The sequence below is a fragment of the Lacibacter sp. genome (genome assembly GCF_057361365.1).
Genome location: NZ_JBMQSG010000011.1, coordinates 415,391 through 432,280, shown reverse-complemented (window position 1 = coordinate 432,280; position 16,890 = coordinate 415,391). Strand labels below are relative to the sequence as shown.

The window sequence follows — 16,890 nt, the reverse complement described above, 5'->3', positions numbered from 1 at the left end:
AAATCCCATGAAAACCCGGTTAATTATTGCCGCTACTTCACTACTTCTTTCCTACGGTGCACTTGCACAGAACAGGGACAGTTCCAACGCCGTTTTACAAAGAGCCATTACCGCCAAACAGGAGCGTCGTATCCAATTGGCTATCAATCTTTTTGAGCAGGCTGTAAAGTACGACACCTCCAACATTGAAGCCCTTAAAGCAATGGGTGAATATGGTATGGAAAGTAAGAACTATCGCCAGGCAGTTGATGCCTACACACGCTGGCACAGGCTGGAACCCAACAACGAAGCAACTTTTCAACAGCTGGCAAACCTGTATTTCAATCTTGGCCGACATAAAGATGCTTTAGAATTTACGTCAAAGTGGGAGAAATTGCATAAGGATAAACCCATGCATTATATCTCAGGTATGTGTCATTACTATTTAGAAGATTATCCACAGGCCATCAACCGCTTGCTGCATGCAGCTGAAACGGACACTTCAAATGCCGTAATGTTTTATACTATTGGCCGTAGCTATCTTGAAATGGAGCGCTACAAACAAGCGATTCCTTATTACCAGAAAGCAGCGAATGCCGATCAGAAAAATGCACGCTATCTCTACGAAATGGCAATGGTTTATTATGCCATACCTGATGACAAAAATGCAATTGCAACATTTGAGCTTGCAGCACAACGTGGCTGGCAACAAAATGCTGATTTCTTTGAAAGCGTAGCTTATTGCTATATGAACCTTGGCAATTTTGCTAAGTCAACCGAAAACCTTGAGAAGTCGTTGGAGAAACGTCCACACAGCTTAACAGTTCGCTATGCATTAGCTGAATCGTTGTACAAAGGGGGGCGTTACAAAGATGCCATCGACAATTGGGATATGGTGTTGCAAACAGATAATAAAAACGCAAGAGCTTTATATATGATTGGTATGGCCTATCAAAAAATGGGTCAAAAAGATAAAGGCATGGCTCTTTGCGATAAAGCAATTGAAATGGACCCATCTCTAAATAGTTTGAAGCAGAAGAAAATGGACATGGGTATGTAAGATTTTTTTGCGATTCCTTATAGACAACGGGCTGCAATTCTTTGCGGCCCGTTTTTTTATTCTACACATTTGTGGATAGATGAACGACTGTTGAAACATCAAAAAATCAATAAATTTGCCGTTTATGGCAGATGTAAAACAGGTGCGTGTTGCAATATTGGATATGTATGATGGCGTTGCCAACCAGGGCATGCGTTGTATACGTGAAATACTCAACAGCTTTGCTGATATGAATGTATTGGATCTTAGTTGGGATGAGTTTGATGTGCGGGGAAAATGTGAAGTACCTGATCCATCTGCTTACGATCTTTTTATTTCCACAGGTGGGCCCGGCAGTCCTCTGGAAAGTGAAGGAACTGTATGGGAAAACAAATTCTTTCAATGGATTACAGAAGTAAAAGCATGGAACGATAATTCGCTCAATGAACAAAAGAAACCGGTGTTCTTTATTTGTCACTCTTTTCAATTAGCCTGCCGCTATTTTACTGTTGGCAATGTTTGCAGTCGCAAATCAACTGCCTTTGGTGTTTTTCCTGTTCATTTTATTGGTAACGCTTCCGATGAAGTAATTTTTAACGGATTGAGAGATCCTTTCTACGCAGTGGACAGTCGTGATTACCAGGTGATACAGCCTGATCATAAACATCTTCGTGAAATTGGAGCCAGGTTGCTTTGTATTGAAAAGGAACGTCCGCATGTGCCATTTGAACGAGCTATAATGGGTGTACGATTTAATCAATACATGATCGGCACACAATTTCATCCTGAAGCCGACGCTATTGGTATGAGCATGTACCTGCAAAAGGAAGACAAAAAGAAAACAGTGATCGATAATCATGGATTTGAAAAGTGGAAGAGCATGATCGAACACCTGGAAGATCCTGATAAAATTCTATTGACTTACTCTCATATACTTCCCAACTTCCTGCACCACGCTGTATTTTCAATGGATGCAGTAGAAGCATAAAGTCTTTCTGATGTAAATAAAATCTGATACTTTTAGAAGACAAATCATCTTCTATGGTTCCGTCTATTCGCAAGGCATTTAACAGCAGCTTTACCGTTGAAAAATATGAAGCTTTCTTAACAGATCTGCACAGTAAACATCCGGGTGAAATTGAATTTCATGTTTGCGAAACGCCTGTGTTTATTGACAAAGAATTTAAACAAAAACTGATAGATGCCTGTGAAGGTATTGTCGATATCATATGCAGTGACAATTTTTTGAAGATGACCGAGCGTGCAATTCCTGCAGGCGAAAAAGTGCCGAATGAAAATAAGCAGTCACACATGATCGCTTTTGATTTTGGTGTTTGCATCAACGAAAGTGGTGAGTTGGAGCCACAACTCATCGAGATGCAGGGCTTTCCAACATTGTTTGGTTTCCAGGTTTATTATCCGGAAGTTATTGAACGACATTTTTCTATTCCATCAAACTATAGTCAGTACTTAAGCGGATACACGAAAGAAACATACATTGATATGTTGCGTAAACTGCTCATAGGAAATTTGCCAACTGAGAATGTAATATTGTTAGAAATAAAACCTGAAGAACAAAAAACACGCATCGATTTTTACTGCACCAAAGATTACACAGGAATTGAAGTTGTTTGCTTGACAAAACTGATTCAGGAAGGGAGAAAGCTTTTCTATTTTAAAGATGGAGTAAGAATAGAGATCAAACGAATTTATAACCGTATCATCTTTGATGACCTCAAAGCCAATAAAGAAAAGCTGGGCGATGTGGTAGACATAACACAGGACTTAGATGTAGAGTGGGTGCCACATCCTAACTGGTTTTATCGTATCAGCAAATTCACATTGCCGTTTATTAACCATCCTTATGTGCCGGAAACTTTTTTCCTGAATGAGATCAAACAATTGCCATCTGATCTTTCAAATTATGTATTAAAGCCTTTGTTTTCTTTTGCGGGACAAGGTGTGATCATTGATGTAACACAGGAAGATATTGATGCAATTAAAGATCCGGAGAATTTTATCCTGCAACGAAAAGTAAAATATGCTGATGTTATTGAAACGCCCGATGATCATGCAAAAGTTGAAATACGTATGATGTATGTGTGGCCCGATGGCGATGAAAGACCGCATGCTGCTATTAATCTTGCACGCATGAGTAAAGGGAAGATGATTGGTGTACGTTACAATAAAGACAAAACATGGGTAGGTGGGAGTGTGGCGTATTTTGAAAAATAAAAACCCGTCGTGCATGCGCATCAGACGGGTTGAGTATTTATAGGTAATTAATTAAGTTCCACTTAAAAACTCTCGACCTATATAATCAACTACTGAAGGAAGACTTTTCGTTTCTTCATATATTTTCAATTGTCTGTCTGCACCTGTTCCTTTGTTCAACATTTCAGGAATATAATTGATGGCATGGCGGCAACCTAAATCATCTACAACATCATCAACAAAATCGAGCAGTTCGTAAATCAGTGCACGTGTATTGGTTTCTTCTTCCTTACCAAAATCAATTAAATAGCCATCAATACCGTAGCGACTAGCTCTCCATTTATTTTCATTGATTAAGGCACGTTGATACTGTATGAAATTCATGTTTGTATTTCGCAGCTTGTAAAGCTTGGCAGTAATGGCCTGGAACAATGCAGTGATGGCAATAGTTTCTGCAACCGTCATTGGTACATCGCAAATACGAAACTCGATGGTGTTAAAGAATGGATGCACACGCAAATCCCACCATATCTTTTTCGCATTGTCAATGCAATTTGTTTTGATCAGTAACGAAACATAATTTTCGTATGCTTCAATACTATCAAATGATTCAGGAATACCTGTGCGGGGAAATTTATCAAATACTTTTGTACGAAACGATTTGTAACCCGTCATCCTTCCTTCCCAAAAAGGAGAGTTGGTGCTTAATGCATAGACATGGGGTAAAAAATAACGTGCACTGTTTGCTAAGTGAATCGCCATTTTCCTGTTCTCCATACCCACATGCACATGCAAACCAAAAATGAGATTGCTACGTGCTGCTTCCTGCAGTTCATTCACAATTTGATTATAGCGAACATGATCTGTAATTAACTGATCCTGCCAATGACTGAACGGATGCGTTCCACTTGCACCAACTGCCAAACCAAGATTGCTGGCAATGCTACTAATTGTTTTTCGCAGTAACGATACATCGGTAATTGCTTCATCAATATCCTGGCATATATCAGTGCCCACTTCCACAACAGCCTGGTGCATCTCAGCCTTTACTTTATCCCTGATAACTTTTTGCCCTTCGCTTACAATCTTCTGTTCATGGCTTTTTAATTCCCTTGTTGTGGGATCGTACACCATGTATTCTTCTTCAACACCGAGTGTGAACTGTTTATAATTAATGTTACCCATTTTTGATAATCGGATTAATAAAGCGGTTGTTTATTTGCACCACGTTTTACATATTCGCCCCAGGTTAAATTATCCGCACCTTCTTTTTGTTCCAGTGCACGTTCAATTGCATAAGATGCGGCAGCTTCCACCACCCAATCAAAATTTTCTTGGCCAACACTTGCAAGATCAGCATCGGGTGCGGGGTTGCAAAAGTCGATGGCATAAGGAACGCCATCTCTTAACGCCAGTTCAACAGTATTGAAATCGTAACCGAGATAATTATTAATGCGAAGTACAATATCGGTCATCATTTCTAACTTTTCAGGCGACGGTTGAAAATCTGCAACGTAACGAAGATGATGTGGGTTGCGTGGCTCGTAACTCATGATGCGCACATGCTTGCGACCAATGCAATAGCAACGGTAATATTCTTCAAATACAATTTCTTCCTGCAGCAACATCACCAGTTGATTTGTTTCAGCATGCTTGTCAAAAAAATCTTCTGCATTGCGAAGCTTGTAAACATTTTTCCATCCACCACCGGCAAATGGTTTCATGTATGCGGGAAAACCAATATAGTTGAACATACCTTCCCAATCCATCGGGTAAGCAAGGTTGCTGAATGATTCATCGCTTGTATCATCGGGGCGTTCTTTCGATGGCAGGATCACTGTCTTTGGAACGGGCACATCAATTTGTGTTGCAAGACAGTTATTGAAAAATTTATCGTCGGCACTCCACCAAAAAGGGTTGTTGATAACAGCTGTTCCGGTGATGGCTTCGTTTTTTAGATAGGCACGATAATGCGGCACATCCTGCGAAATACGATCGAGGATCACAGCATACCCGTTGTTGACACCTTGCACTACTTTTTTAATAAGTACAGGTTCGGCCATAATGCCGGGAACGTTCTTACTGTTGATTCTTTCCACAAAAGCAGTAGGAAAGGAGCGCTCTTTGCCATGAAGAATACCGATCTTTTTCATTTGTTTATTTTTTATTGGTTTTAGCCAAATAGTCTATCAACAAAACATAATCAATGCAGTTATATAAATTGCCTGATTATTTTTTATAGACATTTCATGTTAAGCATTTAAAGTCTTGAAATGAATATTGAAGTAGCGTAATCTCTTAATTATTGCTTTAATATAGTACACAATTCGGTAAGATTAACTTGCGCCGGAAAATAATTTTAACTGCATTTCCTTATTTTTGAAAATATGCTTAAGGAGAAAATGAAGCACGTGGTATTTGAATCGGTGCTGTTGAAGTCGGAGTTGCTGGAACGGGATGTAAAAATTGATTTGTATCTCCCTACATCGGTGCATGATCCATCCGAGCTAAGTTTGTTGCTCATTAATGATGGACAGGATCTTTCCAAAATGCCTTTTCATGAAATGCTCGAGGAGCTATATGTGCAGAAAAGAATAGCACCGATTTTCTGTGTGGGCATCCATTGCGGAGTTGATCGTAAGATGGAATACGGCATTGCAAAGCAGGCCGATTACCTGGGCCGTGGTGCAAAAGCAGGAGCTTATACTTCTTTCATATTCGACGAGTTGCTTCCTTTCTTACGCAGTCAATACAATGTTCCACAGTTTAAAGAAAAGTCATTTGCTGGTTTTTCTTTAGGTGGATTAATGGCCATGGATATTGTTTGGAATTATCCTCATGAGTTTAGCAAAGTGGGTGTTTTTTCGGGTTCGTTCTGGTGGCGACAAAAAGCGTATGAAGATGGGTATACCGATGATGCGGATCGAATAATGCATAACCAGGTGAGAGATGGCATTGTAGCGCCATGGTTAAAGTTTTTTTTACAAACGGGATTGCTTGATGAAAAGCTGGATCGTAATAATAACGGCGTTATTGATTCAATTGATGATGCCCTTGATTTGATAGCAGAATTAAAAAAGAAGGGATATACTGATGATGCGATCCGTTATCTTGAAATGGAAGATGGTAAACACGATGTACCAACATGGGCCAAAGCTTTTCCTGATTTTTTGGAGTGGGGTTGGGGCAGGTAGGGATGTTATTTTTTAAGGCATATAAAAAGAAAAAGCGGTTCCAGAGAAACCGCTTTTTCTTTTTATTCTAAGTAGTCATTAAAATATGTAACGAAGACCTACCTGTATACCCCATGTGCTGGATGTAGAATAGTTAGCCTGGTACACTTTTGATGCGCCTTTAGGATCAAAAGTAAACTTAGGATCAGTTCTGCTGAATGCTTCGTTTCCAGTGTTGTTAGTAGAAGAACCACTGGTTGGAACACCCAAAATCGGAATATCCTGGAAGCCTGAACCATAAGTATAAGAATAACGGTAGCCCCATTTGCTATTCAACAAATTCAGGAAGTTAGTAAAATCAGCATTTGCTTGTAAAGTGTGTTTCTTACCTGCAATGGTGAAGATAAAGTCCTGAAGAATTCTCAGGTCAAGAGAATGTGCCCACGGTAACACTGCGCCGTAACGATCCATATACCTTCCTTTATTATTTTTCAGGTAACGATCATTCTCAATGAATTTGAAGAATGCATCAGATTGTTGTGCTGCAGTATAGGTATTTGTACCCACTTTAAAACCTTCAACAAATTTAATTTCAGAAGGATCTTTCGGAATGTAGATCATGTCGTTTGTTGCAGCATCTCCGTTGATGTCAGCCGAATAACGATAAGAGTATCTCTCCTGAGCAGCACCTGAGTAGAACGCACTGAATGTAGTTGCGAAGTTTTTGCCGTATTCAATTTTCTTCGATACTGATGCAACAATGCGATGAGGAACAGCAAAATTAGATTGACCAAGTTCCGGATTATTAGGATTGCCGGCAATGTTGTTGGTCGTCCAACCGCTACCTGATTGATCAGATGAACCAATAGCAACATCTGTAGCCATTGTAAATGTATATGCAACTGCTGCTTCAAAGTTTTTAGCAAATGAACGTTGCAATCCCGTTGTGAACGCTGCGCTCCAACCTTTATTTGTGTTGTCAAGAACAGCCATACGATCTACGTTTGCATTTAAACGACGATTGTAATAAGGACGTTTGTCTGCAACTCCGCCGAGAGGTCCTACCAATGTTCCAAGATTTGCATTTCTGAAATAAACGTTGTTCAACATTTTTGTGTAGATACCTTCTACAGTGAGAGTTAAATTTTGCGCCAGCTTCTTATCAACAGCAAGGTTTGTTCTCCAAACCTGAGGCATTTTGAAATTCTTATCTACACCGCTATAAGTAACACTTGAAGAAGTAGATGTTCCTACTGCTGGTGGAGTAGTTGGGATATAGGTTGTTCTATCGGTGTTGTATTTGATAGAAGCAAGTGCTGCACCCGATGCCTGGTAAAGGCCACGGATCACACCATTATCACCCACCTGGTTAACCAGCCAGATAAAGGGTATACGACCAGTAAATATGCCAGTACCACCTCTTACTACTGTATTTTTATTTCCCATTACATCATAAGTAAAACCTGCTCTGGGTGAAAAAAGCATTTTAGAATCGGGCCATTTGCTTACATCAAACTGCTCATTTTTACCATTTTCATCCTGGAACACAACAGCTGCAAGGGCAGGGTTCTGTTGTGGCTTGTAAGGATAAAATGGTTGATCAACCCTTAAACCATAAGTGATCTTGAATTTTTCTGATACAGACCACGCATCCTGAACATACACGCCTAATTGGTTAAATTTCGCTTCAGGTACTTTAATGCTTTTAGGATTTGTTGGATCGTATGCTACTGCAAATACAGTAGGTGCGCTTTGAGCAATAAAAGCAGCCAATGATGCGTAACGATAATAAGCAGGACCGCCAGCACTTGTAAATGAGTTGTTGAAATACATTTTTTCAAAACTTAAGCCTGCAGTTAAACTGTGCTTGCCTAAGTTTATTGTAACGTTATCAGCAAAATTCCAAGCCTGGTCGTCGATGCTGTTTTTATAAGAAAACAGATCTGTACCAAATGAAATATAAACATTTGTGGGACTTCCATTATCCATAATATCAACAAATGGTACATTGATATTTGGGTCACGTTTTAACTGGTTACTTGTGTAAGAAACGAGAAGCTGATTGTTTATTTTGGAAGACAATGTTGAGTTAAGCTCGGCAACGCCAGATGTAACTACTACATTGTTTTTGAAATTTGAAGATTGGTAAGCCATACCACTTGTTCTGCCACCTCTTCTGCCATTGCTTGTGCCACCGCCACTAGGCAATGAAATACCAGTTGTACTTGTGTTATTGATCTGGTCATCATCATCAGTTTCCGACCTGTTAAAACGCACGGTAAACTTGTGATTTTTTGTGATGTTCCAATCGATTCGTGCAGTTGTTTTAAAATTCTGCGTTTCGAAATTGTAGTTTTCGTATCCACCTGTTTCAATACCGAAATTGGTTTTAAGGTATGTACTTAAGGCATCAAGGTCGGTAGCTAATACCGGAGTAACCTGTGGATTATTATCATTTACACCTGGACGTTTAGCAAACCACGTTTGGCCCGGGCTGGTACGTTTTTCAAACTCTGCGTTAACAAAGAAGAACAATTTGTTTTTAATAATTGGACCGCCAATGCTACCGCCATAGATTTGAGTTTTCCTTGGTTGATTCGCAACTTTGGTACCTAACACTTTTGTTCCGGTAAAAGATTGATCTCTATAAAAAGAGTAGGCAGTACCATACCAGTTATTAGTACCTCTTCTTGTTACGGCATTAATACCGCCTCCGATAAAGCCCGACTGACGAACATCGTAAGGAGCAATATTTACCTGTATTTGATCAACCGCATCAATTGACACAGCACCTACAGCACCACCTGGAACCAAACCGTCGCCACTGCGACCGAAGTTGTTGTTAAATAATGAACCATCAATGGTAATATTATTGTAGCGGTTGTTCATACCGGCAAAACTGTTACCGTTTGACTGAGGCGTACCCCTGGTTACTGCGGTTAAGCTGCGGTTTACGTTTGGCATATTATTAATCTGCCTTCTTGAGAAGTTTGTTGCCGCACCTGTTTTTTCTGTGCCTGAAGCTCTTGATCCTGAAACCACGATTTCAGAAAGCGTTACTTCCTGGCTGCTTAACACTACCGTCGATACGTCAAACTTGTCACCGAGTGGAACAGTAATGTCATTAATTGTTACTGGCTTAAAACCCACATAGGTAACTGTGAGTGTGTAAGGACCGCCAGGAATAATATTCACAAGATCAAAGCGACCTTCAGAACGGGTTCTTGTGGTATAAGTTGTGCCAGTTGGAACATGCGTTGCATTCACTGTGGCCCCACTAAGAAAGGCGTCTTTGTCATCTTTTATTGACCCGGTAATACTACCTGTGGTTACTTGGGCAGTTGCAGCCATGCTGAGTAAGATGGTTACAGCCGCCAGCAGTAGTTTTCTGATTTTTAGCATACTTGTATAGTTTTACGTGTGCAAATAAACAACAATCTTCCCTATGGAAAGCAAACAAATATTAACATTTCGTAAAGAAAGACAAGGGCTTTCAAAATGTTGCTGCAAGGCCAAATAATATCGTTTAAGAGTGGGGATGATTTGTGGAAAGCCTGTTGTTTTCAACTAACTTTGCGGCCTTAAATTAATTGAATGCTTCATACTATTGAAAGTGCAATCGAGGATATACGTAATGGCAAAATGGTGATTGTAGTAGACGATGAGGATCGTGAAAATGAGGGCGATTTTATAATTGCTGCCCGTCACACCACGCCGGAAGTGATCAACTTTATGAGCAAAGAAGGGCGGGGGCTGATTTGTGCCGCCATTACCGACGAACGTTGCAATGAACTTAAGCTGGAGCCAATGGTTTCGTCCAATACGTCGCTTCACGAAACAGCTTTTACTATTTCTGTTGATCTTACCGGGCCCGGCACCGGTACCGGCATTTCAGCCCAGGATAGAGCCAAAACCGTTCAGGCACTTATTAATAAGGATACTAAACCAGAAGATCTGGCCCGCCCCGGCCATATTTTTCCTCTTCGTGCAAAACCGGGGGGTGTACTCCGCCGCAGCGGACACACAGAAGCTACCATTGACCTTGCACGCCTAGCCGGTTGTGAACCAGCTGGTGTGTTGGTTGAAATCATGAATGAAGATGGAAGCATGGCTCGTCTTCCTCAACTGGAAATAATTGCAGAAAAATTTGATCTGAAAATTATATCCATAAAAGATCTTATCGAATACAGGTTAAAGACCGATTCGTTGATCGAAGAAATTGTTCGGGTTGATATGCCAACTGCTTACGGACACTTTAAACTGATTGCTTTCCGTGAAAAGGAAACAAAGCAGGAACATCTTGCATTAATCAAAGGAAATTGGGAAAATGATGAACCTGTGCTGGTACGTGTTCACTCATCTTGTTTTACAGGTGATATTCTTGGTTCACTTCGCTGCGATTGTGGTGATCAGTTACATAGTGCCATGCAAATGGTAGAAAAAGAAGGGAAAGGTGTTGTGTTGTATATGAACCAGGAGGGAAGAGGCATTGGCTTGTTCAATAAACTCAAAGCATACAAACTACAGGAAGAAGGATTAGATACCGTTGAAGCAAACCTGCATTTGGGTTTACCAATGGATGCCAGAGATTATGGTGTGGGAGCACAAATTCTTCGCACGCTTAATGTTACCAAGCTGAAACTCATCAGCAATAATCCAAAGAAGCGTGCTGGTTTATTGGGTTATGGTTTGGAAATCGTAGAAACTGTTCCGGTAAGAATTACTCCAAACGAACACAATCAAAAGTACCTGGAAACAAAGCGTGATAAATTGGGTCACGAAATTCTGAAGTAAGATCAGAATTCAAAATCTCTCACGTAAGAGAAGCTGATACCTGTGCGGTTGGCTGCACGCCATTGCACATCATACACGCTTCTGTAAAAACCAATCAAACGCAATTTGCCATCGGGAGTAAGCAACCATTCCAATGTAAAATCGGGGGTGAGCTGGTTGTTATTAGCGATCGGTGTGTTCTGACCAGTGTTTACCAATAAAGATCCACCCGCTTTCAAAATCAATCTTCCATTTAATAAACGTTTTGTTACGCCAAACCTGCTGGTGCCTCCAAAGTTTTGTGTTTCGGCATCAGTTCCTGAAATTAACCCAGGTGTAAATGTTACATAAGGATCGAGATTCAATTTATTAATCCCCGGAATATTTTTTAGAATAATACCAAGGCCCGATTGCACCTGCTGTGCAAGAAACTCAGTTAATGTTCCTGCTACACTTGTTCCAATGCCACCGATCGCATTCGCAGCACTTGCATTATTACTCAGGAATTGATTAAACACCAACAATGAAAACACCTGGTTATTCAATTCATTCGGGTTACTATACATGCGTTGAAAGCCACTAATCGTGATGGGATTGGTACGACAAGGATGACCTTGCGGTAACTCAAAGCGGAACGAAATAACAGGATTTGATAATGAACCTGAAAGATTGCTGATAACAGTTAATGAGTTTTGTTCATTGGTGCTGCAAAGATCTGCAGGCAGAGCAACTCTGTCAATTTCATAACGTGCATCAATATTAATGCGTGCATTGTATGGATCACCATTCCATTCTACAACACCGTTGTTGATGAGGAACTGCTTTTTAATCAGAGCTTGCCAGTTAAATGTGTAACGTCCACTTGTAATATTGTAACGGCCCTGCATAGACGTACCATCAGTAGTTGAAACACGAATATTTAAGTTGCCAGTTCCCTGGCCTTCAATAATATCATTTGTTGTTTCATCAAGTATCAGATAGATCTTCGCCAGTTCATTGGGAAACACATCAAGATCAACCGTCATTTCCGATGACTCCCTGATATTCGATTGAACCTTCATTTCTTTACCATACTGGCGGAACACAATAAAATCGGCTGTGCCTGTTACACGTGAATCGGAGGTAGGCAAATAAACTTTAGAACTGTCAGTTGGTGTTCCTCTTAATCGCATAACAATATTATCGACATCGCCTCTTATAGTACCGCTGGCATCTGCTACAACCTTCCCATAAAAAAGACTATTGTCTTTTTTTGTTGTATTCAACACAAGGAAGCCTCGCTTTGTATCATTAGCATGAAACTCCATATTGAAAGACATCTCTTTAAAAAATTGATGTTTCATTTTGCCGGAGAAAGTTGCTTTTCGGTTAGCAGTGTCTGTAAGTATGATGCTGCCAAAATCAATTTCACCTTCCTTAAAAACGATCTCCGTTCCTTCGTTCATTTTATAACGGCACTTGGTGTAATCAAGAATGAAAGATGCATCGCTTAATTTTACATTGCCTATAAGGTCGGGAGCCGTAGCCTTCCCTTTTACATTAATCACACCATTGGCAACTCCTTTCATATCGGTCATGATAACCGATAGATATTTTTGAAGTATGCTTAATTTTAAATTCTTAGCATCAATCACCTGGTCGATAGTGGGATTCTTTGGATCTTTTAGATTGATCTTGCCGCTGCTTAAAAATTCATACAATGGATTATCAGAAACAATGTTTGAATTGATTTCACCGGTTTCCACATTATAATTGCCGGTAATTTTTACTACACCAATTGAATCGTTATTAAAACGAAAACGTTCTGCGCTAAGATCAGCATCGATTCTTACTTTGCCGTAGGGGTTTACAATATTCACCTGGCCTGTAACCTGTCCTTCAAGCCTTGGATCTTTCAGAATGTAAGGCATCACATCATCGATCTGTACTTTATTCAGTTCAATCACAAAATCTTCCGTTGAACCGGTTTCTGAAAACTTTGTATATGCCTTGATCGATTCATTGCCCGATTCAAGTTTTATACTTTCCGAATGGATCATTTTTTTACCAATGAACAGATCACTCTTATCTTCAATATTCCAAACCTTATCATTGATCACCAAAGTGGATGGTTGAAACACAATTTCAACACCATCTCTTGTTGTCTTCACTTTTGCATTAAGATTTGCATCTTTTAATGTTTGCGATGCTCTTGTGCGAATATTAACCGAACCTGTATCATTTGCTGCCGATACTGTGAAAGTTGTTTGTGGTAAGCTAAGACTGTCGTTAAGCCTTATTTCGTTAATGGCGCCGTTTAAGTTTAGTTTATTGTAATCACCTGTGGCAGTAATTGCAATGCTGTTGAAGCCAATGTCTTTGTATTTAAATTCAGGTACATCGGTTTGCAGGCTGAATGTATTTTCATTGGTGCTGATGCGACCTTTAATTGTACTATTATCAAAACCTTTCACTGGAATGTTCAACATGTCGATGTATTCGGCAACATTCCTTGTGGCAATATCAAATGTAAAATCCTGGTTCTTTACTTGTTTCTTGGGCTGCGGAATGTAAGCGGGGAAATAAATATTAAGGAACGACAAAGTTGTATTTGGCAGATCAAGGATATTGAAATTGCCTACAACATTTATATCTGCTTCGTTACTCCTTGCCGTCAATTGTTTTTTGCCATCAACAATAACAGAAGAGAGTGAAAAATAATCAAATGAAAGCTGGTTAGAATCATTCGTTAACACTGCATTCTGAAGATTTGCAGTGCCGAGAAAATCATCAATTGTTCTTCCTTTAAAATCGAGATTAACATATGCTTTTAAGCGAAGAGGCGCTTTCATTAAACCAAGCTCCTTGAAATTGATATTGTATACATCGCCTGTAACATTGTAAACAGGTGTGTCTTTACTTAAGTTAACAATACCTGTAAGATTTACACGAAGATTGCTATCATTTACAACAAAGGCGCCATCAAATTTTCTTTTTTCATAAATGCCTTTTGCATTAATGTTTTTATAAGTATAGCCATCAATATAGATCGCTTTAATATTTCCGTCAACTTCGGCAAACATTGTCTTCGGATTAAAACCACGACCTTTTATTGAACCATCCATTACAATATTTCCAAACAATTCATCTTTTATAAATGTGCCTAAAGCAAAGCCACTTGTTTTAATCTTACCAGAATAAATGGGTTCGCTTTTTTCAGGAAGCTTTAGGTTGAGATCGGTCACTACAGTGCCAAGATTTGTTTGCAACGTGCCATACGTAACAAAGTCTTTAAAGAAACCGGTATACGACCCGGTAAAGTTGAGGTAACTGATCTTTGAAATAGCAGGGTAGGTGATTTTGCGGATAGGTGGATAAATTGCAGCCGCATCTTCGTAAGACGTTTGCAGCCTGTTTGCTTTCAAATCAAGAAAAGTATTGTTCACATCAGGCAAACCATCCATGGTAAAGTTGCCATCAATAACAGTTCTGGTAAGTGTACGAATAACTATATCTGTTCCCTTTAGGTGATCAACTGTTCCTCTTACTTTTCCTTCAATTGTTATTTTATCGTTCCAGTCTTTTAAAACAGGAGCAAAAAAAGCAATATCATCACTATGCAATTCGCTGTTTTTAAACTCGCCTTCCATTCTAACATGAGTGATGAATTCACTCATGTCATGTTCAAATTGTTCGAAACGCATTGCAAAGAAATCAGTGAGCTTGCTTTTGTTGGTGCGTGCAGTCAAGTTTCTAAACTCCATGCCTTGCGGATAAAACAGGAAATCGGCATCGAGTTGTTTTACTTCAAAGCCGCTACGCTCTTTTGCAACAAGCTGAATATTGGCAGTTAAACTATCGCCTATAAACCGCAGGTCTTTAAACTTACCGTTGATGTTTTTGAACTGCAGATGAGCGCCATCAAAATATTCAAGCGGCGCTCGCTCGGTTGCATTGTCAATTTTAAATTCACCATCATTGATCTCAACATTCTTAGCTGTCATTTTCCAACCGGCTTCATTCCAATGCTGCACAATAATATCTCCCGTGTGATAGCTGCTATCGGGGCGGGGTAAACGCCGGGCTCTTTTGCCCGTATAGCTGTTAATAGAAAAATAAGGCGAAGTGATGTGTATGGTTTCAGCTTCAATGATCTGTTTGGGCAGATCAAATGTTTTTAGATCCACCAGCATATAAACCAACTTGCCCGTCATGGTTTGTCCCCGCCAATCATCTTTTTGAACAATGGTGATACTCCTGAGCTCAACCTTTTTCAAGTTGAGTTCTGTTTGTGTTTTTTTGCCCGCCGTTTTATTAGGAGATGAAAAGTAATCGATCAGGAACTGGTAATTCCAGACGCTATCGGAACGGTAAGCATATAAATGCGTTTGTTCAAGACCGATATAATTCAATTCGATTTTATCATTCAGGAAAAACCAGTCGGTGAGATTTCCGGTGAGGCGGCCGATATACGCAAGAGTATCTTTGTTACGGTCTTTTACCAGAACACCTTCAATCAGCGCTTTGTTGAATAAAGCAAAATCAACATGTTTTACTGACACTTCTGTCTTTAGCTCACTTGCCAACCACTTCGCAGCCTTTCTGCTGAGCATGTTTTGTACGGGAGTTGTTTGAATGAGCAGCCACACTGCAACTAATAGCAGGAACAGGACAATTAAAATGCGGGTTAGTATTTTTAAGATTTTTCTAGCCAAGGTATTTGATGTGTAAAAATAACCATTCGGCCTGTTACGGCAAATTCAATACCACTATTAACAAAACAAAAATTGCAATTTCGTATGGCAAGGTCCTTGTTAAAACCCGTAAAATCTAGTGGAGAATTTCCTGAACGTGTTTTTTTATGTTTGATGCGATCTTTTCCATTGGCAGATCATTGGCATCGCTGCCAAAAGGATCTTCAATTTCTTCAGCTACCAATTCAAGACTGGCCAATACATAAAACACAAATGTAACTACGGGTATTACATAATAGCCCATGGTAAATACATACCCGAATGGCAGCGTCATCACGTAAAAGAAAATGAATTTCTTGATGAACACGCTATATGAAAAGGGGATAGGGGTATTCTTTATTCGTTCACATGCGCCGCATATATCAGCAAATGATTGTAACTCGGCGTTAAGAATAATCAGTTCATCGCCTGTGATCTTGCCCTGCTGATGTAACAGATGCACCCGTTTGAACAGCTGGGCTGAAATCTGGTTAGGGATATGTTTCCCCTGGTCAATAGTTTTTAGCAGGTGACCATGATCATCTTCATCAAACAATGCGGTTTTGGTCGATTCCTGTTGGAGATGATTCATTAAACCATAGGCATAAAATGGAATGCTGCTGCTGAAAAATGTGCGGTTATTTTTATCATCATCTTTCAAAATAGCCGCCAGTTTTATGGACAGGTTGCGACTGTTATTTACTAGTGCACCCCAAAGTTTACGACCTTCCCACCAGCGATCATAAGCAGTGTTTGTACGAAATACAAGCAACATGGAAATTGCAAAGCCTAACAGGCTATGCATCATGGGTATGTTCTTGAGATGATTGTTGTCGGAAAGGTTAAATACTTCCACTTCAAGTACCGCAATAATTGCAGAATACGCTGCAATGCCCAACAGTAAAGGCGCCAGTTTACGAATAGTATCCGATTTATGCAACCGGAAGATGAACGTAAACCATTCTTTAGGGTTATACCTGATCATAACAGTAATTAGTAA

General features: G+C 39.8%; 10 protein-coding genes. 5 read left to right on the top strand and 5 right to left on the bottom strand.

Going from position 1 to position 16,890, the window contains the following annotated elements:
- Positions 1–7 precede the first annotated feature (7 nt).
- The 3 genes from ACO1QW_RS11270 (at position 8) to ACO1QW_RS11260 (ending at position 3,253) form a co-directional block, all read left to right on the top strand.
- Positions 8–1,039: a tetratricopeptide repeat protein gene (locus ACO1QW_RS11270; protein WP_486258550.1), complete on the top strand. Its 1,032-nt coding sequence runs from the start codon at positions 8–10 to the stop codon at positions 1,037–1,039.
- A 124-nt stretch (positions 1,040–1,163) separates the two neighbouring features.
- Complete coding sequence (locus tag ACO1QW_RS11265) at positions 1,164–2,006, top strand: type 1 glutamine amidotransferase (protein WP_486258548.1); 843 nt, start codon at positions 1,164–1,166, stop codon at positions 2,004–2,006.
- 53 nt (positions 2,007–2,059) lie between these two features.
- Positions 2,060–3,253, top strand: a complete 1,194-nt coding sequence (locus ACO1QW_RS11260) for a hypothetical protein (protein WP_486258546.1) — start codon at positions 2,060–2,062, stop codon at positions 3,251–3,253.
- A 51-nt stretch (positions 3,254–3,304) separates the two neighbouring features.
- Here ACO1QW_RS11260 and ACO1QW_RS11255 read toward each other — a convergent pair whose 3' ends face one another.
- The gene (locus tag ACO1QW_RS11255; protein ID WP_486258544.1) at positions 3,305–4,417 is read right to left on the bottom strand and encodes a carboxylate-amine ligase; all 1,113 of its coding nucleotides are present in this window, start codon (positions 4,415–4,417) and stop codon (positions 3,305–3,307) included.
- A gap of 14 nt (positions 4,418–4,431) precedes the next feature.
- The gene (locus tag ACO1QW_RS11250; RefSeq protein ID WP_486258542.1) at positions 4,432–5,385 is read right to left on the bottom strand and encodes an ATP-grasp domain-containing protein; all 954 of its coding nucleotides are present in this window, start codon (positions 5,383–5,385) and stop codon (positions 4,432–4,434) included.
- 249 nt (positions 5,386–5,634) lie between these two features.
- Here ACO1QW_RS11250 and ACO1QW_RS11245 point away from each other — a divergent pair, with 249 nt between their 5' ends.
- Positions 5,635–6,426: an alpha/beta hydrolase gene (locus tag ACO1QW_RS11245; protein ID WP_486258540.1), complete on the top strand. Its 792-nt coding sequence runs from the start codon at positions 5,635–5,637 to the stop codon at positions 6,424–6,426.
- Positions 6,427–6,504: 78 nt separating this feature from the next.
- Here ACO1QW_RS11245 and ACO1QW_RS11240 read toward each other — a convergent pair whose 3' ends face one another.
- A complete protein-coding gene (locus tag ACO1QW_RS11240; RefSeq protein ID WP_486258538.1) occupies positions 6,505–9,807 on the bottom strand; it encodes a TonB-dependent receptor in 3,303 nt (1,100 codons plus the stop codon).
- 192 nt (positions 9,808–9,999) lie between these two features.
- Here ACO1QW_RS11240 and ACO1QW_RS11235 point away from each other — a divergent pair, with 192 nt between their 5' ends.
- Complete coding sequence (locus tag ACO1QW_RS11235) at positions 10,000–11,199, top strand: bifunctional 3,4-dihydroxy-2-butanone-4-phosphate synthase/GTP cyclohydrolase II (protein WP_486258536.1); 1,200 nt, start codon at positions 10,000–10,002, stop codon at positions 11,197–11,199.
- Positions 11,200–11,201: 2 nt separating this feature from the next.
- Here ACO1QW_RS11235 and ACO1QW_RS11230 read toward each other — a convergent pair whose 3' ends face one another.
- Both ACO1QW_RS11230 and ACO1QW_RS11225 read right to left on the bottom strand, forming a co-directional pair.
- Positions 11,202–15,770, bottom strand: a complete 4,569-nt coding sequence (locus ACO1QW_RS11230) for a translocation/assembly module TamB domain-containing protein (RefSeq protein ID WP_486258534.1) — start codon at positions 15,768–15,770, stop codon at positions 11,202–11,204.
- A gap of 217 nt (positions 15,771–15,987) precedes the next feature.
- On the bottom strand, positions 15,988–16,875 hold the full coding sequence (locus ACO1QW_RS11225) for a bestrophin family protein (RefSeq protein ID WP_486258532.1): 888 nt from the start codon (positions 16,873–16,875) through the stop codon (positions 15,988–15,990).
- Positions 16,876–16,890 lie beyond the last annotated feature (15 nt).

Coding starts and splice junctions, on each gene's coding strand:
- ACO1QW_RS11270 (WP_486258550.1), top strand. CDS start 8: ATGAAAACCCGGTTAATTATTGCCGCTACTTCACTACTTCTTTCCTAC.
- ACO1QW_RS11265 (WP_486258548.1), top strand. CDS start 1,164: ATGGCAGATGTAAAACAGGTGCGTGTTGCAATATTGGATATGTATGAT.
- ACO1QW_RS11260 (WP_486258546.1), top strand. CDS start 2,060: ATGGTTCCGTCTATTCGCAAGGCATTTAACAGCAGCTTTACCGTTGAA.
- ACO1QW_RS11255 (WP_486258544.1), bottom strand. CDS start 4,417: ATGGGTAACATTAATTATAAACAGTTCACACTCGGTGTTGAAGAAGAA.
- ACO1QW_RS11250 (WP_486258542.1), bottom strand. CDS start 5,385: ATGAAAAAGATCGGTATTCTTCATGGCAAAGAGCGCTCCTTTCCTACT.
- ACO1QW_RS11245 (WP_486258540.1), top strand. CDS start 5,635: ATGAAGCACGTGGTATTTGAATCGGTGCTGTTGAAGTCGGAGTTGCTG.
- ACO1QW_RS11240 (WP_486258538.1), bottom strand. CDS start 9,807: ATGCTAAAAATCAGAAAACTACTGCTGGCGGCTGTAACCATCTTACTC.
- ACO1QW_RS11235 (WP_486258536.1), top strand. CDS start 10,000: ATGCTTCATACTATTGAAAGTGCAATCGAGGATATACGTAATGGCAAA.
- ACO1QW_RS11230 (WP_486258534.1), bottom strand. CDS start 15,770: ATGCTCAGCAGAAAGGCTGCGAAGTGGTTGGCAAGTGAGCTAAAGACA.
- ACO1QW_RS11225 (WP_486258532.1), bottom strand. CDS start 16,875: ATGATCAGGTATAACCCTAAAGAATGGTTTACGTTCATCTTCCGGTTG.